Here is a 23,430-nt window from a genome sequence, read left to right as displayed (position 1 = left end):
CATTATTTGGAACTAAATGGAAGCTAAGGGAGGAAACCATGCATTCCATGTTCACGCGCACTGCCGCGGCTCTGGCAGCCAGTGTCGCACTCGCTGCACCTGTCGCTGCCGAACTCACCGGCGAACTGAGAATCTTCCTCGACACATCGAACCCCGCGCCGCGTGCGACGATGGAAGCGATGATCGAGCGTTTTGCGGAACAACATCCTGGTCTGGAAATCGAAACCACGGTGATCGACCGTGAAGCGTACAAAACCCAGATCCGGAACTTCCTGACTGCAGATACGCCCGACGTTGCGACGTGGTATGCCGCCAATCGGATGAAACCATACGTTGATGCCGGTCTGTTCGAAGATGTGTCCGACCTGTGGGCCGAGCCGGCGATTGCCGACAACCTCGCGTCGACCAAAGGCGCGATGACCATCGACGGCAAGCAGTGGGGCGTGCCCTACACCTACTACCAGTGGGGTGTCTATTATCGCAAAGACATCTTTGACGAACTGGGTCTGAGTGAGCCGACCACATGGGAAGAAGAGCTGGCAAACTGCCAGAAGATCGTCGACTCAGGCCGGGCCTGCTATACCATCGGCACCAAGTTTCTTTGGACCGCTGGTGGTTGGTTTGACTACTTGAACATGCGAACAAATGGCTTTGATTTTCATCAACAACTGGCCAATGGCGAAGTCAGCTGGGAGGATGACCGTGTCAAGCAAACCTTCGCCAACTGGAAGCAGTTGATCGACATGGGCGCATTCATCGACAACCACCAGACCTATAGCTGGCAAGAGGCTCTGCCCTTCATGGTCAACGGAGAAGCCGCCGCTTATCTGATGGGCAACTTTGCCGTGGCACCGTTGCGCGAGGCTGGCCTGACCGATGATCAACTGGACTTCTACCAGTTCGTCGCGATCAACCCAGATGTTGAACTGGCCGAAGACGCCCCGACCGACACGTTCCACATCCCTGCCAATGCGTCGAACAAAGAAGCAGCACGTGAATTCCTGCGGTTTGTTGTCTCTCCCGACGAACAGACCGAGATCAACAATGGGTCGAACCTGGGCCAGCTGCCGGTCAACGCTCAATCTTCTGTGGACGACGACAAATTCCTGCAGCAAGGCTTCACCATGCTGTCGTCGAACAGCCCCGGTGGCGTTGCCCAATTCTGGGACCGCGATGCACCGGCCGAAATGGCCAAAGTATCGATGGAAGGCTTCCAGGAGTTCATGGTCAAGCCGGACAATGCCGACCGCATCCTGTCCAAGCTGGAACGAGCACGTCAGCGCATCTACGAAAACTGATGAGTAGCTGCGGCCCCGCACCATGCTGGGCCGCACTTGAACCAATTTCCAGGCGGGTTGCGTCCCGCCTGCCCCTCGACCCCAGAGATTTCTCATGACCGTTGCCGTCGATATCCCCGAACAGGAAAGCTGGTTCCACAGAAACCAACAGCGCATTGCGCCCTGGCTATTTCTGGCCCCGGGCCTGCTTTTCTTCATGGTCTACGTGATCATTCCGGTGTTCCAATCCTTCAACCTGTCGCTCTATGAGTGGGACGGGCTTGGGGCGGCGGAATATGTCGGCTTTCGAAACTACGAAGACCTTTATTGGGAGTGGGTTGACCGCGATGCGTTCTATACTTCGCTCAAGAACAACCTGATCTGGCTGATCCTGTATCTTCTGGCAATCCCGGCAGGCTTGTTCATCGCGTTGTTCCTGAACCAGACCGTCTGGGGCATTCGCCTGTACAAGTCGCTGTTTTTCTTCCCGTTTGTTATTTCACAGGTCGTCGTCGGCCTTGTTTTCACGTGGTTCTACGATCCGACCTTTGGTCTGTTGAATGAGTTCCTCAGCCTATTTGGTCTCGGCCCGCTAAACGTTCTAGGCGACGAACGGTTTGTTACGTACGGCATCATCTTCGCCGGTCTTTGGCCACAAACGGCCTATTGTATGATCCTGTATCTGACCGGCCTGAACGCCGTCGACCCCGAGCAGATCGAGGCAGGTCGCCTGGACGGGGCAAAGGGCTTTCGGATGCTCTGGCACATCATCCTTCCGCAACTGCGCCCCGCGACTTTCATCGCCTTTGTCGTGACGATCATCGGCGCTCTGCGCTCCTTCGACCTGATCTCGATCATGACCCAGGGCGGTCCGTTCGGGTCGTCCCGCGTACTAGCCTATTACATGTTCGAGGTCGCCTTGTCCGAATACGGCTTCCGCATGGGATATGGCGCTGCTATCGCGGTGATCCTGTTCCTCATCATGCTGTGCTTCATCGCTTATTTCCTGTGGTCGATGTACCGCGAAGAAAAGGGGCACTGAGATGTTTCCCAAACCTATCGAAAAACAACCCCGCGCGGCGCAAATCACCTATCAGGCCATGCTGCCTTTGGCACTGTTGCTTTGGCTGGGGCCTCTGCTTGCAGTCGCGTTGTTTTCGGTCAAACCCGCGGCCGATTTTACCAACGCCAATTACTGGGGCATGCCATCCAGTTTTGAAGGCGCTTTCAACTATGGGCAGGTCTTCTTCAACTCGGACATGCCACGGTATCTGATGAATTCGTTCCTGATCACCATCCCAACGGTGATCGGAGCCGTCGCGCTGAGTTGCATGACCGGCTTTGCGCTGGGAATCTACAAATTCAAATCGAACCTCTGGATTTTCTTCATGTTCGTTGCGGGCAACTTCGTACCGTTCCAGATTCTGATGGTTCCGGTGCGCGATCTGACCCTGCAACTGGGCCTCTACAACACCAAAACCGGGCTGGTCCTGTTCCACATCGCGTTTCAAACCGGGTTCTGCACGCTGTTCATGCGCAACTTCATCCGCGCCCTGCCCTTTGAACTGATCGAAGCGGCGCGCGTTGAAGGTATCAGCGAATGGCGGATCTTCTGGTACGTTGTTCTTCCCTTGATGAAACCCGCCATTGCGGCGCTCAGCGTGCTGATCTTTACCTTTATCTGGAACGACTACTTCTGGGCTGTTGTCCTGACCCAAGGCGCAGAAAGCCAACCTGTGACCGCCGGGATCACCAGCTTTAACGCGCAATTTCGCGCAGCCTATCAGTTAATGAGTGCCGGCTCCATCGTCGCGGCGCTGCCGCCGGTGGCCATGTTCTTCCTCATGCAGAAACACTTCATCGCGGGCCTGACCCTCGGAGCTGTAAAATGACAAAAATTACCTTCATCGGCGCGGGCTCCACGATCTTCATGCAGAATATCGTGGGCGACGCTCTGCTGACCCCAGCGCTTGCCAACAGCCACTTTGCGCTGATGGATATCGATACGGTACGTCTTGCCGAAAGTGAAGCCGTAGCCAAGGCAATGATACGCTCTGTCGGAACCGGTGCTACCGTGTCCACTCACACTGATCGCCGTGCCGCGTTGGACGGTGCAGATTTCGTCATCACGGCCTTTCAGGTCGGGGGATACGAGCCTTGCACAGTGACGGATTTCGAAATCCCCAAGCAATACGGCTTGCGCCAGACCATTGCGGATACACTGGGTGTTGGCGGCATCATGCGCGGCCTGCGTACGGTTCCGGTACTGTGGGATGTGGCACAGGACATGATGCAGCTCTGCCCGAACGCGACGCTGCTGCAATACGTCAATCCTATGGCCATCAATACGTGGGCCCTGGCCGAGCGGTTCCCGGCGCTGAAACATGTGGGGCTTTGTCATTCGGTACAAAACACGGTTGAGGAACTGGCCCACGATCTGGACCTGCCGAAGTCCGAATTCCGGTACAAAGTCGCCGGTGTGAACCACGTCGCCTTCTTCTTGCGGCTGGAACACGAAGGCCGTGATCTCTATCCGGCGTTGCGTCAGGGCTATGCCAACGGGCGCATCCCCAAACCACCGCTACTGATGCCGCGCTGTCCCAACAAAGTGCGGTACGAGGTGATGGACCATCTGGGTTATTTCTGCACCGAAAGTTCGGAGCATCTGGCCGAATACGTTCCCTGGTTCATCAAAGACGGACGGCAAGATCTGATCGAGCAGTTCAGTATCCCTCTGGATGAATATCCAACCCGATGCGAGGAACAGGTCGCAAACTGGAAAGAACAGGCCAAAACCCTGACCGACGGGCGTAATATCGAGGTCGTCCGCAGCCACGAATTTGCGGCCGATCTTATGAACGCGATCGCAACTGACACCCCTTATGTGGCTTACGGCAACCTGCCCAACACCGGTCAAATTCCGCAACTGCCTTTGGGCGCTGCGGTCGAAACACCGTGCCTTGTGGATTCCAATGGCGTTCAGCCATCGGTCGTCACGGACATTCCCCCGCAGCTGGTCGCCCTGATGCGCACGCAGATCAACGTGCAAGAGCTGACAGTGCGGGCTTTGGTTGAGCAGAACCCCGAACATATCTATCACGCGGCCATGATGGATCCTCATACAGCTGCCGAGCTGGATCTGCGGCAGATCCGCAGCATGGTAAATGATCTGTTAGTCGCGCACGCCGATTGGTTGCCCGATTGGTGCAAACCCGCCAAGGCCGCCTGAACCGAACTTTAGAAGGCTGAAAACAATGATAAGAAAACGCCGCTCACAGCATTGGTATGGCAAGCTGGACAAGGATGGTTTCATCCACCGGTCTTGGATGAAGAACCAGGGCTTTCCCGATCACGCCTTTGATGGCCGCCCCATCATCGGCATCTGCAATACGTGGTCCGAGCTCACACCCTGCAATTCGGGCCTGCGTGACTTGGCCGAGGGCGTCAAACGCGGCGTGTGGGAGGCTGGCGGCTTCCCGGTTGAGTTCCCGGTGATGTCACTGGGCGAGACGCAAATGAAGCCCACAGCCATGCTATTCCGCAATCTGCTGGCCATGGATGTCGAGGAATCGATCCGCGCCTATGGGATTGACGGAGTCGTTCTGCTGGGTGGATGCGACAAGACCACTCCGGGGCAGCTGATGGGGGCGGCTTCGGTCGATCTGCCTTCGATCGTCGTTAGTTCAGGACCGATGTTAAACGGGAAGTACCGCGGCAAGGATATTGGGTCGGGAACGGATGTGTGGAAGTTCTCCGAAGCTGTGCGCGCCGGAGAGATGACCCTGAAGGACTTCATGAGCGCCGAGTCCGGCATGTCGCGCAGCGCGGGTGTCTGCATGACCATGGGCACGGCGTCAACGATGGCGTCTTTGGTCGAAGCGATGGGAATGAGCCTGCCCACTAACGCTGCCCTGCCCGCTGTAGACGCCCGCCGGATGGCGCTGGCGCATCTGACCGGAAAACGGATCGTTGAGATGGTGGATGAAGACCTGAAGCCTTCGGACATCCTGACTAAAGAAGCATTTGAAAACGCAATTCTGGCCAACGCTGCCGTGGGCGGATCGACCAATGCCGTAGTCCATCTGCTGGCGCTGGCCGGTCGTGTTGGAGTGGACCTGACACTCAAGGACTTCGAAATTGGGTCGGACATCCCTCTGCTGGTCAACTGCATGCCCTCGGGCAAATACCTGATGGAAGACTTCTGTTATGCTGGCGGCGTTCCTGTTGTGTTGTCCGAGCTCAAATCCTTTTTGCGGCCTGCGAAAACTGTTTTGAATAAGGATATCTCAGCCCACTACGAAGGTGCCGAGTGCTTCAACACAGACGTCATCCGCCCCTTCAACGACCCGGTGAAACCCGCCGCTGGTCTGCGAGTCCTGCGCGGCAATCTCGCACCGAACAGAGCCATTGTGAAGCCTTCGGCGGCAACAGATGCCCTGCTGGAAACCGAAGCCGAAGCTTACGTTTTCGAAAGCATCGAGGACCTCAAGGCCAATATCGATCGGGACGATCTTCCGGTAACGCCCGAAACCATTCTTGTACTCAAAGGTTGCGGCCCAAAAGGTTATCCCGGAATGCCGGAGGTTGGAAACATGCCTATCCCGGCAAAGTTGGTCAAGGAAGGCGTCCGTGACATGATCCGCATTTCGGATGCCCGCATGTCCGGCACCGCCTTTGGAACCGTTATCCTGCATGTCAGCCCTGAAGCACAGGCTGGCGGTCCGCTTGCGCTGGTCAAAACCGGCGACCGTATCCGCGTTTCCGCCAGTAAGGGCGAACTGGAGCTGCTGGTCGACCAAAAGGAACTGGACGCACGCCGCGCCGCGTGGCAACCGGACGATCCGCATTACACCCGCGGATACGCAAAACTCTATATCGACCACGTGCTGCAGGCGGATCAGGGAGCGGATCTTGATTTCCTTGTCGGCAAAGACACCCGCCTTGTCACCAGAGAGAGCCACTGATGGATCAACCAGCCACTTTTCCCGATCTAAACGGCGCTTCGGTCTATATCACCGGCGGCGGCTCTGGCGTAGGGGCAGCCCTGACGGATGGGTTTTTAACCCAAGGCGCAAACGTTGCCTTTATCGGCCGTTCAGACGCCAGTGCTTTCGTTGAGGAAATGCGGGACAAGCACGGACGTGCGCCCCTGTTCATGCAAGGCGACATGACGGATACGGAATTGCTGCACGTCACGATGCAAAAAGCGGCAGAAGCCCATGGTCCAATGGACGTACTGATCAACAACGCAGCCAATGACAAACGCCACTCGCTTGATGAAACAACTACCGAGTTCTGGGACTGGATGATCGAGGTGAACCTCAAGGCCTACTATTTCGCCTGTCAGGAGGCTGCGCGCCAAATGGCCGGCAAAGGGGGATCAATCGTCAACTTCAGCTCGATCAGCTATATGATGGGGAATGCGGGTTACCCGATTTATACGACTTCGAATGCCGGGATCACTGGGATGACACGGTCTTTGGCGCGCGAGTTGGGGCCGCAAAAAATCCGCGTGAATGCGTTGGCCCCCGGATGGGTCCTGACGCAAAAGCAGTTGGACATGTGGGCCACACCCGAGGATCTGGCTGCCCATATGGACCGGCAATGCCTGAAAGAACACCTGACTCCCGAAGACATGATCGCACCGACATTGTTCCTTGCCTCCGATGCCAGCCGCGCGATGACCGGCCAGTGCATGGCAGTGGATGGCGGTGTCGTAGTTACGGGGTAACGCCATGAGAGCAGAGTGGATTGCAGTCGACTGGGGAACATCTCATCTGCGAGCCTGGGCGATGCAGGGGGAAACAGTCGTGGCTCAGGCGCAGTCTGACCTTGGTATGGCGCGGCTCGGTAAAGATGAGTTTGAATCGTCACTGCTGGACCTGATCGAAGACTGGTTGGATGCCGATCCCGTCGACGTTGTGGCCTGTGGCATGGTCGGCGCGCGGCAAGGTTGGGTTGAGGCGCCGTACTCGGCTGTTCCCTCAGCCCCGGTTCCGGTGGCACCAATTCGCGTGCCGAATACCGATGCTCGGATACGGGCATTTGTTGTGCCCGGCCTGAAACAGAACACGCCGCCGGATGTCATGCGCGGTGAGGAAACCCAAATCGCCGGGTTTTTGGCAAACCATCAGAACTGGGACGGTGTCATCTGCCTTCCCGGGACACACACAAAATGGGTTCAGGTCAGCGCCGGAGAAATCGTGAGCTTTCGAACCTTCATGACTGGCGAGATGTTTGAGCTTTTGAGCAAGCAATCGGTATTGAAACACTCGGTCGGAGACGGTTGGGACGAGGTCGCTTTTGCCGAAGCCGCCGCTGACACACTGTCGAAGCCCGAGCAACTGGCCGCGCGCCTGTTTGGCCTTCGCGCTGCGGATTTGCTGCATAATCAGGACAAGGCGACCGCCCGGTCCCGATTGTCCGGGCTTTTGATCGGTGCGGAACTGGCCGCAACGCGCCCCTATTGGCTGGGGCAGCAACTGGCGATTATCGGGGCCGACGGTATCTCTCAAATCTATGCCAGTGCGCTGCAACTTCAGGGGGCTTTCGTGGAGACTGCAAATGCCACGCAATGTACCTTGGCTGGTCTTTCGCAGGCCCGAAAACTAACGAGGCAAACCGCATGAACCGCCCTATCATCGCAATTTTGCGCGGCCTAAACCCTTCCGAGGCCGTGGAAGTGGGCCGCGCCCTGATCAACGCAGGCATTGATAAGATCGAAGTACCCCTGAATTCGCCCGATCCGCTGGACAGCATTGCTTTGTTGGCCACAGAGTTTGGCGACCAAGCCCTCATCGGTGCTGGAACTGTGCTGAGCCCCGAACAAGTAGAGGCGGTTGCGGGCGTCGGTGGCAAACTGATCGTTTCGCCGAATTGCGACACCGATGTGATCACCCGATCTGTCGCAATGAATATGCAGAGCTGGCCTGGCGTCTATACCCCAACCGAGGCGTTTGCCGCGCTCAAGGCTGGCGCCACCGGGTTGAAGTTGTTTCCCGGCGTCATGGCCGGTCTGACCGGTTTAGCCGCTTTACGGCCTGTGTTGCCAACCGGCACTCTGGTTTATGCGGTCGGTGGCGCGGGTCCGGAAAACTTCGCCGAGTGGATCGAGGCTGGCGCCGATGGATTCGGCATCGGATCGGCCCTGTTCAAACCTGGCATGGCGGTTCCTGACGTTGCGGATCGGGCAAACCGGATCATCGCAGCATACGATGAGGCCGCTGGATGAGTTCTATTTTTGACGACCGCCCATGCGAGCTTGGCGAAGGTCCATTATGGCATCCGGAACGGCAACAGTTGTTCTGGTTCGATATCGTCAACAAGCGATTGATGACGCAAGACGCAGGCGAACAACACAGTTGGCAGTTTTCCGAACACGTCTCGGCCGCTGGATGGGTGGACCATGATGTATTGCTGCTGGCCTCTGAAACCGGGCTGTGGCGGTTTGAGCTGCTCAGTGGCCAAAAAGATCTGATCGTACCGCTCGAGGCGGACAACCCAGTCACGCGTTCCAACGACGGGCGCGCGGATCCTTGGGGCGGGTTCTGGATCGGAACCATGGGGAAGAACGCGGAAGACAGGGCAGGCGCGATCTATCGGTTCTGGCAAGGAGAGCTTCGCCAGCTGGTGCCGGGTGTCACAATTTCGAATACGATCTGTTTTGCACCGGATCGATCCTGCGCATATTACGCGGATACGGTCACGCAACAGGTTATGCGCAGGTCCCTTGACCCGGACTCTGGCTGGCCTGACGGCAAAAGCGTTGTGTTTCTGGATTTGAGAGACGATGGCCTCTATCCCGACGGCGCGGTTGTTGATGCTGACGGCAATGTCTGGATCGCCCAATGGGGTGCCAGCCGTGTTGCCGCGTACGATTCGACTGGTCGGTTTCTGCGGGCAGTGCCCTTTCAGGCCGCGCACACCTCATGCCCTGCGTTCGGCGGAAAAGATCTGACAACTCTGTTCTGCACCACGGCGCGCGATGGTCTGGATGCCGACGCGCTAAGAACCCAACCAACCAATGGCATGACCTTTGCCGCCATGGGCGTCAGCAAGGGTCAATCGGAACACAGAGTCCTTCTATGAAAGCAGAACTTGGCGTTTGCTATTACCCGGAACATTGGCCCGAAGCCAAATGGGCCGAAGACGCAGCCCTTATGGTCGAAACGGGGCTGGCCTGGGTTCGGATCGGCGAGTTCGCATGGAGCCGGATGGAGCCCAAGCCCGGCGAGCTGCATTTTGACTGGCTGGACCGTGCGATTGAAACGTTGGGAGATGCCGGGCTTAAAGTTGTCTTAGGAACCCCGACCGCGACGCCTCCGCGATGGATGATCGAAAAACATCCAGACATGTTAGCAGTGGACGCGCAGGGAAATGCCCGCAAGTTCGGGTCGCGCAGGCATTACTGCTTTAGCCATCTGGGCTATATTGAGGAATCCGTCCGCATTGCCCGGACTATGGGTGAACGCTATGGACGTAACCCTCATATCGCCGCCTGGCAGATCGACAACGAATATGGATGTCACGACACCACGGTCAGCTACAGCCCATCTGCTCTGCACGCCTTTCAGCTTTGGCTGAAGGACCAATACACCAGCAGTGATGCGCTGAATGAGGCATGGGGCAACATATTCTGGTCAATGGAGTACGGCGATTTCGACCAGATCGATTTACCCAACCTGACAGTGACCGAACCCAATCCAGCGCACGTGCTGGCGTTCCGACGCTTCAGCTCGGATCAGGTGGCCGTATTCAACAAGGCTCAAGTTGATGTGCTGCGTCCTTTGACAGATGCACCGCTGTTGCACAACTACATGGGGCGGATTCTGGATTTCGACCATTTCAAAGTCGGTGAGGATCTGGATATCGCCACATGGGACAGCTATCCGATCGGGTTCCTTTCCGACCGGCTGGAAGCTGACGAGGCTCATAAAACTGCATTCCTCCAACAGGGCGACCCGGACATGCAAGCCTTTCACCATGACCTATATCGGGCAGTCGGCAGTGGGCGTTGGTGGGTGATGGAACAGCAACCCGGACCGGTGAACTGGGCGCCTTACAATCCAGCCCCCCTGCCCGGCATGGTACGGCTTTGGTCGCTTGAGGCCGTGGCGCATGGGGCCGAGGTCGTCAGTTATTTTCGCTGGAGGCAAGCACCTTTTGCGCAAGAGCAAATGCATGCCGGTTTGCTGACACCGGACAACCGCCCTGCCCCCGGATTGACCGAGGCGAAACAGACCGCGGATACTCTGAGAGACCTCGGCGACGTGGTTCAGACACCGGCACAGGTCGCCATCCTGTTCGACTATGCATCCGACTGGGCATGGACAACACAGCCGCAGGGCGCCGGATTTGACTATTTCAGATTGGTCTTCTCGGCTTATCGGGCTCTGCGACGGGCTGGTCTTTCTGTTGATTTCGTTTCGCCAACCGACATCCCGAACAATGGCTATGCAATCATTCTTGCCCCCGGGCTTGCGACATTGGACAGTGATCTGGAGCGTCGGCTCACCGAAGGGGGCGATCTGGTCATCCTTGGACCGCGCAGCGGTGCAATCACACATGATTTCCAGATCCCGGCAAAAGGTCGCCCGGATCTGACCAGCCTGAATTGCGAGGTCGATCTGGTCGAGACGCTACCACCCAACGTGCAGCGGCCGGTCAACGGCGGCGGCGCAGCGCAGCATTGGATTGATCGGCTGTCCGGATCAGCTTCCAAATTGTTGAGATTTGCGGACAGAACACCTGCGCTGATAGGCGAAAAGGGCCTCTGGTATCTGGCGGGTTTTCCGGATGAGGCACTGTGGGACCGGGTGATCGAAATGGCGGCGCGCGAGACCGGAGTGGCCCTGAACCCGATGCCTGAGGGACTGCGACGCCGCGATACCGCTGCCCACACTTTCCTTATCAACTACAACGCCCAACCGGTTGCGTGGAATGGTCAGGTCATTGACGCCTGCGATGTTGCAATTTTGAAAAACGAAACGCCCGAAGAGGGGTAAACCTCCTCGGGCGCATTTCATTGTTTAGACACTGCACCTATTGGTCAGTTTGAAGGCTGTTGGGGTCGAACGCCCCTCCAAACCCGCCGTTGTTAGACGGCGGAGTTTCGGAATCTGAGCCCTCTTCTTCTGCATCACCGCCCAAAGAGTTTGGGGCGAACACGTTGCCAAAGCCGCTATTGTTAGATGGCTTAGGCGTGGATTGCTGTGCGCCACCCTGTTCAGCCTCTTCAGCCTCACGCTTTTTGCGTTGTTCCTCGCGCTGCTTGCGCAATTCTTGAATACGCTGTTCGGCTTCTAGGCGTTTTTGTTCTTTGACGTTGGCGATACACTGGCCGGGGTTATAGGCCGTCGCGGTGCCAACCACGGTGATTGTGGCAACTGCGAACACGACGAGCAAAACGGCAGCCATGTTACCTGAAAAGAAGCTCGGCAGTTTGATCTTGCCTGCCAGTTCTTCAACCGTTGCCTTCTTACGAGCCGCTGCCACCAATTCCTGACGTTTCAGCTTGGCTTCATTCAGCAGCGCAAAGAACACCGTCAACGCCACGATGAGGAAGGCTAGTGCCGAGATCGCAGGCGTGATGCCATAGCGGACTTTCTGTGCCAATTCGATCGTCAGCGTCGGGTACTCACCAAAGGTGAATGTGGTGGTGTTGTAGTTCTCGAACGAGGCGAGGAACGCCAGTACCGCCGCCGACGCAATCGCGGGACGCATGAAAGGCAGCAAGATCTTGCGGAATGCCTGCGCATGTGTCGCGCCAAGGTCCAAAGCTGCCTCGGTCAACGCGATGTCGTACCTTTGCAAACGCGCCACCAGCACCAACATGCAATAGCTGGCGATAAAGGTGGACTGGCCGATCACTGTCAGGAAAATACCGTTCGACAGAAAGCTGTCAGCACCCAGCCCCAGCATCCGGTTGATCCGATCCCAGAACACCAGTGTCGAGATACCCAGAACAACACCCGGGATCAGGATCGGCGCGATTATGATGGTGTAGTAGGTCGCGCGTAGCTTAGGCCAGATCTGGGTCAGCATCAGCGCACCGGCCAGACCCATTGCCACAGACAGAACAACTGTGCCAGCGCCAATGATCAGCGAGTTCTTGATGCCGTTCAGGATACGTTGATCCTGAAACAGCTCGCCAAACCACTGGAAGGTCAGGCATTCCCACGGCGTCATCCTCGGGAAAGCCGAAGAGTTGAACGCCGTGACCGACATGATCACCAACGGACCAAGCAGGTACAGGAAGAAGATGACCAGATAGACCCAGATGCTTACACGAAGGAAGGAATTGTTCATTTCCCGATGTCCCCCATGTTCACCTTGAACAGGCGCATCATCGCCAGAACGAACAGGATACAGGTCACCAGAAGAACGATGGCGTAAGCTGCACCTTGCGGCCAGTCATTGTTGTCGTTGAACTGCTGATAGATCAGCTGTGTGAACCACAAGGACGAGGGCCCGCCCAGAATCTGCGGTGCAGCCAGCGCACCGGCGCTCAACATGAAGACCATCGTACAGCCAGAACTGATGCCCGGCTTGGCATAGGGAATGACCACCCGCCAGTGAATCCGCCACCAGGGCGCACCAAGGTCACGCGCGGCCTCGATCTGGTTCCCGTCCAGACTTTCAATGACGTTATACATCGGGAAGATCATTAGCAGGATGTAGGCATAGCCCAGACCAGCATAGAGCGCGATGTCGTTGCGAATGAAGTCGAATGGCGTATCAAAGATACCCAACCCCATGAACAGGGTATTCAGAACACCGGTTTCGCCAAAGATGATCCGCAACGCAAAGGCCCGCAGGATCTCGTTGATCCAGTAAGGGATGATCAGCATGATCGCAAAGATGCGGATATGGCTGCCCTTGGACTGACCGAGGTAATAGGCGATCGGATAACAGATGATCAGGTTGAAGATCGTTACACAGACCGCCGCAATCAGCGTCCGGAAGAACACCCGCAGGTCGACAGCATTATAAGACTGGCTGCCCCCTTCGGGTCCGTAGATCAGGTATTTGTAGTTCTCCAGCGTATAGACGTCCTTGGGCCCACCAATCTCTGGCGGTGGCAGGTTCGGACGGAAGGAAAAGTCTAGCATCGACAGCTGGGGCAGGATGATCAGGCCGATGGTCCAGAACAGGACGAGCCCCAAGATCGCGAGCCCCATGCCGGTGCCGTTACGGTTGAAGAATTCTTTCAGGAAGCCGGGCATTGTCTGGCCTCCTTATTCTGCGGCCAGTTCACCAGCCGGAACCAAAACCGCATTGCGGGTCTCGTATTCCAGCGTGATGTTCTGGCCGGTGTGGTCCTCGAAGGACTGGCCGAGGTTCGGCAGAGACACCTTGATCTCTTTGCCGCCGTCGCCTTCGGTGAAGATATTGAAGACGTTACCTTCAAATTCCTCATGGTTCACCCGAGCGGTCACAAAGTGATCGCCTGTGGCACCATCCGGGGCAATCGCAAATGCTTCGGGGCGAATGAACATCATGGCGTCGTCGCCTTCTTTCATTTTCCCTTGATTGGCAGTCGAAATGCGAGCCACCAAATCACCGGAGCGGTTCGTCGCGATTAGCGCCTCATTCCCCATGACTTGTTTAATTTTGCCGCGGAACACGTTGTTTTCCCCAACAAATGACGCTGCAAATGCGGTGTTCGGATCATTGTAAATCGTCTTGCCATCAGCGATCTGGTCTATCACCCCCGCCCGCATAACGGCGATATTGTCCGACATGGTCAGAGCTTCCCCCTGGTCGTGGGTGATGTAGATGAAAGTGATGCCGACGCGTTGCTGGATCTCGCGCAATTCGGTGCGCATGTGTTGACGCAGCTTGAGGTCAAGCGCCGACAGCGGCTCGTCAAGCAACAGCACATCAGGTTCGGCGCACAGGGCGCGGGCAATCGCGACGCGCTGACGCTGACCACCAGATAGCTCACTCGGCAGTTTGTCGCCCTGCCCCGGCAATGCGATCATGTCCAAAAGCTCATCGGCGCGCTTTCGGCGCTCAGCGGTGCTGGCTCCCTTGATCTCAAGCGAGAAGGTGATGTTCTCCCAGACTTTCATCAGCGGAAACAGCGCAAGGTTCTGAAAAATCAGTGCTGTCGGACGTTTATTCGGCCCAATACCGCGCATATCCTTTCCGCCGATCAGGACTTTGCCCTCACTGGGGTCCAAAAAGCCCGAGACCGCTCGGAGGATCGTCGTCTTACCACAGCCCGAGGGGCCGAGGAACGAAAAGAAGTCGCCCCCGTTGATATTCACATTGGCGTCCCGCACGGCGACAAAGTCTCCGAAGCGGATCCACAGGTTTTCAAGATCTACACCGACCCCTGCACTCATTTTTGGTATCTCCGTCTGGCGCGATTCCCCTTCGCACCGAAAATGGATCCGTCACGCCGTCACGACGCGCGGGTTCATAGCCCTCCGCACATTGGCGGAGGGCAGGTTTGCATAGCGATTAAGCGCTTTTGAACTTGTTGACGAACTCGGTCCGGGTTTCGGCGTACCACGGAGCCTCAGCAGGCCATGGGTTCAGGTTCGCCAGGGAGTCGCCTGGATAGGCCTCGGCAAAGTTCTTTTTGTAGGTGTCGCCGGCATATTGGTCCGCACCCAGAACCGGCGAGTTATAGCCGTGGCTGTCAATGGCAACACCCGCAGGCTTGGCCTGATACGCGAAGTCGATAAAGGCATACACCTGATCGATGTTCTGCGCGCCGGTCGGCATCGACATACCGTCGACCCATGCCATCGCACCTTCGATGGGAGCCTGATAGTGGACCGGCTCACCCGCCGATTTCAGTGCGAGCGGCGGACCATCCCAGGTCTGACCAACAACAACGCCTTCATTCAGCAGGCCGTTCTTTTGGGTGTCGGCATCGTTCCAGATCAGTTTGATCCGGTTCTTCCGCTCGATGCACCAGTCGGTGATCTGGCCCCAGACCTTGCGCATGGTTTCTTCGTCGCCGTATGCGGCCCAAACAGAGCCCGGCTCCATCTCGCCTGAGCGCTCCATATACAGACCTGCGCCCAGCATCATCGAATGCGCGCGACCCATGGTCTTGCCTGCGTTCTCTTCCGACCAGACGTCGCCATAGGACGGCGCATCGCCTTCGGGCAGCCAGAGGTCGGTGCGATAGGCGATGCCTTCGGTGCCCCAGATGTGTGGCAACCAGTGCACGCCGCTGTCGCCAAAGTTCCACGCATCGGTGCCGATCTGCGCCATGGCAGGGTTCACCAGATCGATCGGAACCTTGCTCATGTCGAAGGGCTGCAGCAGTTCCAGCGGCTCCCACTGGAGAGAGCGGTTGTTGGTCGGCGAGACGATGTCAAAGCCTTGGCCCTTGGTGGCCTTCATCTTGTTGATGATTTCTTCGTTCGACCCAATGCCGGTGTAGTTCACTTTGATTCCTGTCAGAGTTTCAAACTCTTGCAGGAACGCAGGCGGCAGGTAATCCGACCACATCAGAATGTTGATTTCACCCGAAGATGCCAGCGCGCTCTTGCTGTAAAGAGGCGCAGCCAGAGCAGCCGCCCCCGCGCCTTTCAGAACAGAGCGTCTGGAAAGGTTTTTCCGTTCAGCCATTTTTGGATCTCCCGTTATTGGACTGTGTTGTTTTGTTGTTATGGTTGTCACGCTAGAACTTTGCGGCGGTATTGTCAGGCCAAAAGTGACAGTTGAAAAATTTCATATATCCAGTTGGCGCTTTCACTTTGCATCCAGCCAAATTCAATTCTCAGGGTCATCAGCCCAGATTGAAACCCCACAGGACGGGATCAAAGACGAGCCCACAAGAAAATAGCGCGTTTCGCTCGCAGGCAGGCGGCGCTCTGTATCCCCAAAGTTAAAGGCGAAACTCAGTGCCCCACGACGTGTGACTCTAAGATCAGAACCGCAATCCAAAACGGGAATTTCCGCCCATTTCAGAACCTCTTGCAGGACAGACTTCAACAACGAACCGCGGGGAACCATTGCCAGATAGGTTGCCTTATCTGAACGGACAATCGCTGGGCTGTTGTCCCGGTATTTGCTGGAAAAACGTGCTATTACAGTGGCATCTGATTCCAGAATCTCGCGCCAGCCGGAAAAACCGTGCGTTGCGCCATCCACCAGATGCACCGATTCCTCCGCAAGGTCGGGCAGTGATTCGACCCGCAGGACCTTCACGCCTGTCAGATCCCCCAATACTCCGGGGGCCAGATTTCGCGGCGTGTGCATGTCTTCCGTCTTGCTACCAGAGCGGGCACCAATCAGAAGGCGCGCACCGCATCCCTTCAGCTTTGTGGCCAACTCGGCCGAGACAATCATACATTGCGGAATAACGATCAGAGCGTATCCCGAGATATCGTCGTCCTGACCCAAAAAGTCCAGATCGACCCCAAGGGACCGCAGTGCCGCGTACCATTCTCGCGCTATATGAGTGTTAGGAAAGTCTTCGTCGTGGGGCAGTATATTTGCGGCCCAGATTGATGGGTAATCTAGCACCATTGCCACTTGTGTCCGGTCTCGTTCTGCCGCTGGAAGCGCGGCGCGTTCCGCCGCAACTTGCGCCATTTCGATTGCAGCCTGATCGATGCTACCATCTGATCGCAACAGCGCGGTGTGAAACTGCTCTTGCGCGTATTTGGCCTGACGCCATCGAAAGAACATCACAGCTTGGGCACCATGCGCATAGGCAGCCCATGTCCACAGCCGGATCATTCCGTCAGCAGGCGACGGATTTTTGGATGCCCAATCGACCGGGCCAGGTTGCTGCTCCAGGACCCACATCCGCCCATTGCCCTGACTGCGATAGAGATCGCAGTGAAAACCCTGATAATCCGGTGCACCGGTTCGAAGGTATCTGCGCTTGTCATCATCTGACAGCGTGGAACCTATTAGGTTGCCCAGCGGATAGCTGTCGAAGCCAACGATATCCAAATCCTTGGCTACGGCGTGGTGGTCAAATTCGAAACTGCCCGCCATGAAGTTGTGGGTAATGTCCCGGCCCGTAGAAAACTCGCGCAGAATGTCCACCTGTGCCCGGTTAAACAGGCGAACTCGGTCGGAAGAATAGCGCATGAAGTCCAACGCATGGGTCGGGTTTGGATTTGCAACCAATCCGTTGGGCAACTCGATCTGATCGAAATCGGAATAGACCGATCCCCAGAACACTGCGCCCCAAGTTCGGTTCAGGGTTTCGATAGTACCGTACCGGTCTGACAACCATTTTCTAAACCCGTCCCGCGCGGCTACCGAATAGCTGAGCACCGTATCATGATCGTTGTATTCATTGTCGATCTGCCAGGCGTGTACAAACTGGTTTTGCCCGTATCGGCGGGCGTATTCGGTCGCGATCCGTTGAGCCTCGGCAAGGTAGACATCGCTGGAAAAGCAGTAATGTCTGCGAGAACCGAACCCTCTGGTTCGACCATCAGGACCAACCGGCAATATCTCAGGGTACTCATCAATCAGCCATTTCGGGGGCGAGGCCGTGGGCGTCGACATCATGACACGCAGACCGGCCTCGCCCAGAATGCCGATCACATCGTCCAACCAATCCCAGTTGAACTGGCCTCGCACGGGTTCAACCAGCCCCCAGGTGAATTCCGCGATACGCACCCAGTCGAGACCCATTTCGACCATCCGTTCAGCATCGTCGCGCCACAGTGATCTGTCCCATTGTTCAGGGTAATAACAAACGCCAAGCTCAAGCTTACTCATCTGCCTTCCCTCGCTGTGCGGCGTTCAATCCACTTTAGGAAACTGGCGCAACCCAAGGTGATTACGACATAAAGGATGGCCGCAGTGTTAAATGGCGCAAAAGGAAGGAAACTGGCCGCCTGAAACTCTCGCATACGCTGTGTCATGTCGCGCACCGACAAGATGGACAACAGCGATGTGTCCTTGATCATGGCGATGAACTCATTGCCCAGGGGCGGCGTCACGATACGCAAAGCCTGCGGCAGGATAATCAACCGTGCGGTCTGCCAGCGCGACAGGCCAAGTGATCCTCCCGCCTCGATTTGCCCGCGCGGGATCGCTTCGATACCCGAGCGAAAAATCTCGGCCATATAGGCAGAGTATCCGACGGAAATGGCAATCACACCGCGCGTCATGTTGGTCATGTCGATACCACCGCCCGTCGCATCTTTGACTGCCCCCGCCAATGGCAGACCGATGTAAAGGATGATCACCAGCATCGGAATGCCCCGGATGGTATCCACGAAGAACTCGGATCCGACTGCCAACGGATGCAGCTTGTGCTGCGCACCACCAATGGTCAGGGTCAGAAGCAGAAAGCCAAGAACGGCGAAGGTCAGCGCCGGATTTCGGTACTTGTCCGGCAGAAAGCTGGTCTGCCAAATCACTGGATGGCCCTGCGTGTGGGTCTCAATCGGAACAAATGCACCGGACACACTGTCGACGGTTTCGATCTGCTCAAGTGCGCTGGCCGGGTCGGTGGCGCTGCGGATGCGGTATTGTTGCTCACCGCCGCCCTCAAACTCGCCAAAACGGATATTGTCCGCTTGCGCCTGCGGCGTGCCACGCACGATTGCGATACGGGCTTCGGTGCTGCCAACAAGCACGTAGTTGACCTGTGGTTGCATGAAAAAGAAAGCCGACACAGCCAGCAGCGTTAGACTGATCGACCCGTATACAACCGTCGTACGTGCCTTGGGCTTAAACGACTGCAGCCCGACCCAAATCAAGCCCAGAATGGCGGCAAATATATAAGCGAAAATAGCCGCCCTGAACGTGATCGCGACGCCTGTCGCAAACTGCCAATGCGCCATGAAGAGTAGATAGAACAGCGTCGCGCCGGTCAGGATCTCAAACCCGGGCTGAGTGATCCCCTGAACCTTTGAGGGAAGGTGTCCACTTACCGCGATCGCCGCAATGAGGAGCGCGTAGACAATCAAAACCGCCTGAAGCCCCGCCTGAACTCGCAAAACGGCGTCTGGGAACAGCGCCCACGGTTGCGAGGAACGGTCGATCAAGGTTGAAGTGTTCTCACTTAGCGCGTGAAAGAACACGGATTCAGCAAATGGCATGAGGGCGTGGGGCGCCACGAAACTCAGGACAGAAAGCGCGGCAGCCGCCGGCAGTGCGCCAATTGCAACGACACGCGACCAGCGCGGAGCGGCATCACGAAACCTGGCCACACGCGCGCTGAGGTACCCCAGAACGGCCACGGAAAGCACCAACAGGAACCCGATGAAAATCGGGCCCGCATTATCACCGATCCCAAGGATCGCCGTCAGCGATCTGAGGTATTTCGAGGATGATGCAAACAGATAGACAATGAACGGAGCGGCGGCGAGCAGAACAAGATTGCTCGGGCGGATCGAGCTTAGACGGGTCATGAAACCTCTCTGCTGAGATTTGACCCGACGTGCGCGCCGTCGGGTCACTTGAGCTGTGGGCGGTTATTCCGTGCCCCAATATTTTGCGACAAGCTTGTCCAGCGTGCCGTCGGCTTTGATAGCCGCCAGTCCTTCATTGATGGCATCAACTGTGGCGTCGCCTTCCTGAAACACGATGCCCAACGGATCCGACTGCAGACCGGTGATCCCTACGGTCAGCTCGCCCGCAAATTCCTGTTCATATGCTGCGGCCGAGGTGCCGTCGATGATGACGCCCTGCACATCCGCATTCTGCAGCGCCAGAATCGCGGCCGAAAAGTTGTCGTACAGGCTGACATTCTCACGCCCGACCAGTTCTTCGGCCAGTTGCGCGTTGGTGGTTCCCGTTTGCGCGGCCAGTTTCTGCCCGCCCGCTTTGAAATCGTCCAGCGTCATGTCGGCATTATCGACCTGCAACAGGATTGCCTGGCTGACGACGATGTACGGCTCGGAAAAGTCCATGCTTTCCTCGCGTTCTGGCGTGATAGAAACGCCTGAAATCACCAGATCAAATTCACCCTGCTGAAGTGCCGCAAAAATACCGTCCCACGCAGTGTTCACGAAATTCGGGACGCAGTTAACCTGCTCGCAGATTGCTTTCAAAACGTCGACATCAAAGCCCACGATTTGCCCGGTCGTCTCGTCTACGGTTTCCATCGGGGGATAGGTTGCGTCGGTGCCGATCTTCAGCACACGACCCTCAAGATCAGCAGCAAACGCCGTTGGCGCGAAGATGGCAGTCACTGCTGCTGCAGCCAATAGTCTCTTAATCATCTTCAGTACTCCTCTGTTGGTTCACGTTGTGCGCACTTTTCTGCGCATGGGTGTCAGGTTGCCGCTCGATTAGGTTGGCCCTGATCTTTTTTTGGGTCTCCGATGGCTTCGCCCCGTCCAGAGCTTTCAGGATAAACTCTCCCAGCACGCGGCTGGTTTCCTCAATGGGGACATAATAGGTGCTGGGCGGCGGCACGAAGTATCGGCTGAGTTGCAGGTCATCCGTCGAGATAACGACCAGGTCCTGCCCAATGCAGACGCCTGCCTTGTGAGCAGCGGACAAAACACCCAGGGTCATCGCTTCGTTGGCGCAAATGCATGCCGTGGGACGATCGGTTAGTTGCATCATTGCCTCAAAGGCTTGCCGCCCGGTCCGCGCCGTCGTCGGTCCGTTGAAAATCAATGAGGAATCGAAAGGTAAACCTTCGGCTGACAATGCCTGCGCGTACCCCTGTTGGCGTTGCGTCGCATAAATCAGATCAGATGGAGGGTTCACCAAGGAAATGCGCCGATGCCCCAATCGCACCAGTCGCTCGGTCGCATCGTAAGCTGCTGCCTGACTGTCGATATCTACATAGGCATGAGGGGTTTCGCCGTCGCTCATCCCCAGTGTGACAAAAGGGAATGCGTTTTGCTGAAGAAAAGCGATGCGCGGATCGTGATGCAGCGTTCCAGAAAAGATGACGCCATCGGCAAGCCCGTCCTGAACGATCTTCCTCAATGCCCCCATCGCGTCTTCCAGGTTGGCCACATTGAAAACGCTCAGCTCATACCGAGACCCTTTCAGAGCGGTCGAAATCCCAGCCAGAATACGGGTGAATTCCACGCCTTCCCACTCTTCCTCTGCATCGGCGGACACACTGACCAAAACCGCAACGCGGTAGGATTTATTGGTGCGCAGTTTCAACCCATCCATGTTCACGCGATAGCCAAGTCGGGCAGCAGCGGCTTGAATTTCCGTTCGCGTTTCTTCCCTGACTGTCTCTGACCCTCGCAACGCATTCGAAACCGTCCCGACCGAATAACCGGTTTCCTTGGAGATCGATTTGATGGTCGCGCGGGCCATTACCCTGCCCCAGCCAACAGATGCAGGGACAGATACTTGCGCCCTGTTCGCAATGTCTTGGGCGCATTTGGCGTTTCGTCATGTTCGACAAACAGATCGGCGCAATTGCTGTTGGCCAAAACACCCAAAACCGTAGCCCAATCAACCACTCCGTGGCCTAAGTCGCGCCAACGTTCATCGCCCTGCCCGCCTGACGGGTTGACGTCCTTGGCATGAACGGAAACGATCTTGTCGGAATACCTGCGCAGCAACTCGATCGGGTTTGGATCAGTTAGAACCAGCCATCCCAGATCTGGCTGCCAGTGCAGGTTGTGATGCGACAGGATGATGTCCAACGGTGTTTCACCAATTCGCCCCAGCAGGTCAAAATCATGGTTGTGATAGGCCAGGCGAACCCCATGATGCGACAACTGGTCGGCCCATACGGTCAGTTGCTGCGCCATCGCGACCCAGCTGTCAGTTGATTGGGGTCTTTCTCCGGGCGCCAACCAAGGCATGACGGCCACTGGGCAATCCACCAGCCCTAGAAAGTCCACTATTTCGTCAAAGCGGGTTTCGAACTCGATCCAATCAAAATGTGCGGACCGAACGGTAAGCCCCGCCTGTTGAGCCAGCTGCGCGACCTGAATTGGCGTGCTGCCGTGGAACCCGATGGTTTCAATGTCGGTAAATCCGCAGCCCGCAACCAATTCAAGCTGGGTCTTTAGATCCCCAACTTTCCGCACGGTATAAAGCTGCGCCGAAATTCGCATAGACAGGTGCCATAGCCAATTGAAACGTTTCAATTAGCTTGAAACAGGGACGCTGCTCTTGTCAAGCTTGGCTGCCGCCTGGGTTAATGCCGCATGGAAAGCCCCTGATGAAACAGGTGAACCTTTTCCGGTTCTGCTGATACGGCGACACTTTGTCCCCGCATATTTTTCTGAACACCCGGCAGTTTGGCGATAGTGGCGTCTTCGCCGTCCTTGGCTGCGAAGTAGAGCAGCGTGACCTCACCCAGAGCTTCAGTGAAATCCACGACACCTTCCAAAATCGGATTGGCGTCGACTGGGTGAAAATCCTCGGGACGGACCCCAATGTTCACTTGCTTTCCCGCGTCTGCCTCTGTTGTGGCGATGTCGGAAACCGCGGTCCCGCCGCCATCAAGCTTTACGACGGTTTGCTCTCCAGTCTGCGTGATGACGCCCGGCAACAGGTTCATTGCCGGGGAGCCAATGAACTGGGCGACAAACTCGTTGTCAGGCGTTTCGTACAACTCAAGCGGTGTACCCACCTGCGCAATTCCCTTGTTGGCAAGGACCACGATCCGACTGGCCAACGTCATCGCCTCGACCTGATCGTGAGTGACATAGATCATCGTGCTGTCCGGCATCGCCTCTTTCAAACGTGCGATCTCGATCCGCGTAGCGACCCGCAAAGCGGCGTCAAGGTTAGAAAGAGGTTCATCAAACAAGTATACCTTCGGATCACGCACGATGGCCCGACCAATGGCGACCCGCTGGCGCTGACCACCGGACAGAGCCTTGGGCAGGCGGTCCAGAAACGGTTCAAGCTGCAGAATACGAGCAGCGCGCTCGACGGCTGCGTCCACTTCGTCCGACGGCATTTTGGCGATCTTCAGAGCAAAGGCCATATTCTCGCGCACCGTCATGTGCGGGTATAGCGCGTAACTCTGGAACACCATTGCGATGCCCCTTTGTGCCGGGGGAACGTCATTCATGACCTGCCCCTCGATCTCCAGCGTCCCGCCGGTGATCTTTTCGAGCCCCGCAATCATGCGCAACAAAGTGGATTTACCGCAGCCGGAGGGACCGACAAACACGATCAACTCACCGCGTTCAATATCCAGATTGATGTTCTTGAGAACATCGACATTGCCATAGGTCTTCGCCACATCCGTGAGATTGAGTTCCGACATAGC

Annotated in this window: 20 protein-coding genes; 10 read left to right on the top strand and 10 right to left on the bottom strand. The window is 56.7% G+C overall.

What is annotated here, in order from left to right; all coding sequences use genetic code 11:
- Positions 1 to 38: 38 nt before the first annotated feature.
- From ACR0AA_RS13110 to ACR0AA_RS13065, 10 genes are all read left to right on the top strand, one after another.
- The gene (locus ACR0AA_RS13110) at positions 39 to 1,298 is read left to right on the top strand and encodes an ABC transporter substrate-binding protein (protein ID WP_480664490.1); all 1,260 of its coding nucleotides are present in this window, start codon (positions 39 to 41) and stop codon (positions 1,296 to 1,298) included.
- Positions 1,299 to 1,392: 94 nt separating this feature from the next.
- Positions 1,393 to 2,319, top strand: coding sequence for a carbohydrate ABC transporter permease (locus ACR0AA_RS13105; protein WP_480664488.1), 927 nt, complete (start codon positions 1,393 to 1,395; stop codon positions 2,317 to 2,319).
- 1 nt (position 2,320) lies between these two features.
- Complete coding sequence (locus ACR0AA_RS13100) at positions 2,321 to 3,169, top strand: carbohydrate ABC transporter permease (RefSeq protein WP_480664486.1); 849 nt, start codon at positions 2,321 to 2,323, stop codon at positions 3,167 to 3,169.
- Positions 3,166 to 4,506 (top strand): alpha-galactosidase, encoded by a 1,341-nt coding sequence (gene melA / locus ACR0AA_RS13095; protein ID WP_480664484.1) that lies wholly within the window; start codon positions 3,166 to 3,168, stop codon positions 4,504 to 4,506. Before ACR0AA_RS13100 ends, melA begins: the two co-directional genes overlap by 4 nt.
- 25 nt (positions 4,507 to 4,531) lie before the next feature.
- Positions 4,532 to 6,241, top strand: a complete 1,710-nt coding sequence (locus ACR0AA_RS13090; protein ID WP_480756198.1) for an IlvD/Edd family dehydratase — start codon at positions 4,532 to 4,534, stop codon at positions 6,239 to 6,241.
- Positions 6,241 to 7,008: an SDR family NAD(P)-dependent oxidoreductase gene (locus ACR0AA_RS13085; protein WP_480664481.1), complete on the top strand. Its 768-nt coding sequence runs from the start codon at positions 6,241 to 6,243 to the stop codon at positions 7,006 to 7,008. Before ACR0AA_RS13090 ends, ACR0AA_RS13085 begins: the two co-directional genes overlap by 1 nt.
- A 4-nt stretch (positions 7,009 to 7,012) precedes the next feature.
- Complete coding sequence (locus tag ACR0AA_RS13080) at positions 7,013 to 7,906, top strand: 2-dehydro-3-deoxygalactonokinase (RefSeq protein WP_480664479.1); 894 nt, start codon at positions 7,013 to 7,015, stop codon at positions 7,904 to 7,906.
- Complete coding sequence (locus tag ACR0AA_RS13075; RefSeq protein ID WP_480664477.1) at positions 7,903 to 8,508, top strand: 2-dehydro-3-deoxy-6-phosphogalactonate aldolase; 606 nt, start codon at positions 7,903 to 7,905, stop codon at positions 8,506 to 8,508. Before ACR0AA_RS13080 ends, ACR0AA_RS13075 begins: the two co-directional genes overlap by 4 nt.
- Positions 8,505 to 9,365 carry an SMP-30/gluconolactonase/LRE family protein gene (locus ACR0AA_RS13070; protein ID WP_480664475.1) on the top strand — a complete coding sequence of 287 codons (861 nt, stop codon included), beginning with the start codon at positions 8,505 to 8,507 and terminating at the stop codon, positions 9,363 to 9,365. The genes ACR0AA_RS13075 and ACR0AA_RS13070 overlap by 4 nt, the downstream gene beginning before the upstream one ends.
- Positions 9,362 to 11,281: a beta-galactosidase gene (locus ACR0AA_RS13065; RefSeq protein ID WP_480756197.1), complete on the top strand. Its 1,920-nt coding sequence runs from the start codon at positions 9,362 to 9,364 to the stop codon at positions 11,279 to 11,281. The genes ACR0AA_RS13070 and ACR0AA_RS13065 overlap by 4 nt, the downstream gene beginning before the upstream one ends.
- Before the next feature lie 37 nt (positions 11,282 to 11,318).
- On the opposite strand, the gene ACR0AA_RS13060 is transcribed toward ACR0AA_RS13065, so the two are convergent.
- The 10 genes from ACR0AA_RS13060 to ACR0AA_RS13015 all read right to left on the bottom strand — a co-directional run bounded on the left by ACR0AA_RS13060 (position 11,319) and on the right by ACR0AA_RS13015 (position 23,427).
- Positions 11,319 to 12,584, bottom strand: coding sequence for an ABC transporter permease (locus tag ACR0AA_RS13060; protein ID WP_480756196.1), 1,266 nt, complete (start codon positions 12,582 to 12,584; stop codon positions 11,319 to 11,321).
- Positions 12,581 to 13,501: an ABC transporter permease gene (locus ACR0AA_RS13055; protein ID WP_155148465.1), complete on the bottom strand. Its 921-nt coding sequence runs from the start codon at positions 13,499 to 13,501 to the stop codon at positions 12,581 to 12,583. Before ACR0AA_RS13055 ends, ACR0AA_RS13060 begins: the two co-directional genes overlap by 4 nt.
- A 12-nt stretch (positions 13,502 to 13,513) precedes the next feature.
- Positions 13,514 to 14,626: an ABC transporter ATP-binding protein gene (locus tag ACR0AA_RS13050; RefSeq protein ID WP_480664468.1), complete on the bottom strand. Its 1,113-nt coding sequence runs from the start codon at positions 14,624 to 14,626 to the stop codon at positions 13,514 to 13,516.
- A gap of 118 nt (positions 14,627 to 14,744) precedes the next feature.
- Positions 14,745 to 15,869, bottom strand: a complete 1,125-nt coding sequence (locus ACR0AA_RS13045) for an extracellular solute-binding protein (protein WP_480664466.1) — start codon at positions 15,867 to 15,869, stop codon at positions 14,745 to 14,747.
- Positions 15,870 to 16,013: 144 nt separating this feature from the next.
- A complete protein-coding gene (locus ACR0AA_RS13040) occupies positions 16,014 to 17,987 on the bottom strand; it encodes a beta-galactosidase (RefSeq protein ID WP_480756195.1) in 1,974 nt (657 codons plus the stop codon).
- Positions 17,984 to 19,630, bottom strand: a complete 1,647-nt coding sequence (locus tag ACR0AA_RS13035; RefSeq protein WP_480664462.1) for an amino acid ABC transporter permease — start codon at positions 19,628 to 19,630, stop codon at positions 17,984 to 17,986. The genes ACR0AA_RS13040 and ACR0AA_RS13035 overlap by 4 nt, the downstream gene beginning before the upstream one ends.
- A 63-nt stretch (positions 19,631 to 19,693) precedes the next feature.
- Positions 19,694 to 20,443 (bottom strand): basic amino acid ABC transporter substrate-binding protein, encoded by a 750-nt coding sequence (locus ACR0AA_RS13030; RefSeq protein ID WP_480756194.1) that lies wholly within the window; start codon positions 20,441 to 20,443, stop codon positions 19,694 to 19,696.
- Positions 20,436 to 21,509 (bottom strand): LacI family DNA-binding transcriptional regulator, encoded by a 1,074-nt coding sequence (locus tag ACR0AA_RS13025; protein ID WP_480756193.1) that lies wholly within the window; start codon positions 21,507 to 21,509, stop codon positions 20,436 to 20,438. Before ACR0AA_RS13025 ends, ACR0AA_RS13030 begins: the two co-directional genes overlap by 8 nt.
- The gene (locus ACR0AA_RS13020) at positions 21,509 to 22,261 is read right to left on the bottom strand and encodes a sugar phosphate isomerase/epimerase family protein (RefSeq protein ID WP_480756192.1); all 753 of its coding nucleotides are present in this window, start codon (positions 22,259 to 22,261) and stop codon (positions 21,509 to 21,511) included. Before ACR0AA_RS13020 ends, ACR0AA_RS13025 begins: the two co-directional genes overlap by 1 nt.
- An 83-nt stretch (positions 22,262 to 22,344) precedes the next feature.
- A complete protein-coding gene (locus ACR0AA_RS13015; RefSeq protein WP_480664454.1) occupies positions 22,345 to 23,427 on the bottom strand; it encodes an ABC transporter ATP-binding protein in 1,083 nt (360 codons plus the stop codon).
- Positions 23,428 to 23,430: the final 3 nt, after the last annotated feature.

It is taken from the genome of Ruegeria sp. CE8 (genome assembly GCF_056537465.1).
This window is presented reverse-complemented; position numbering and strand designations above follow the sequence as displayed.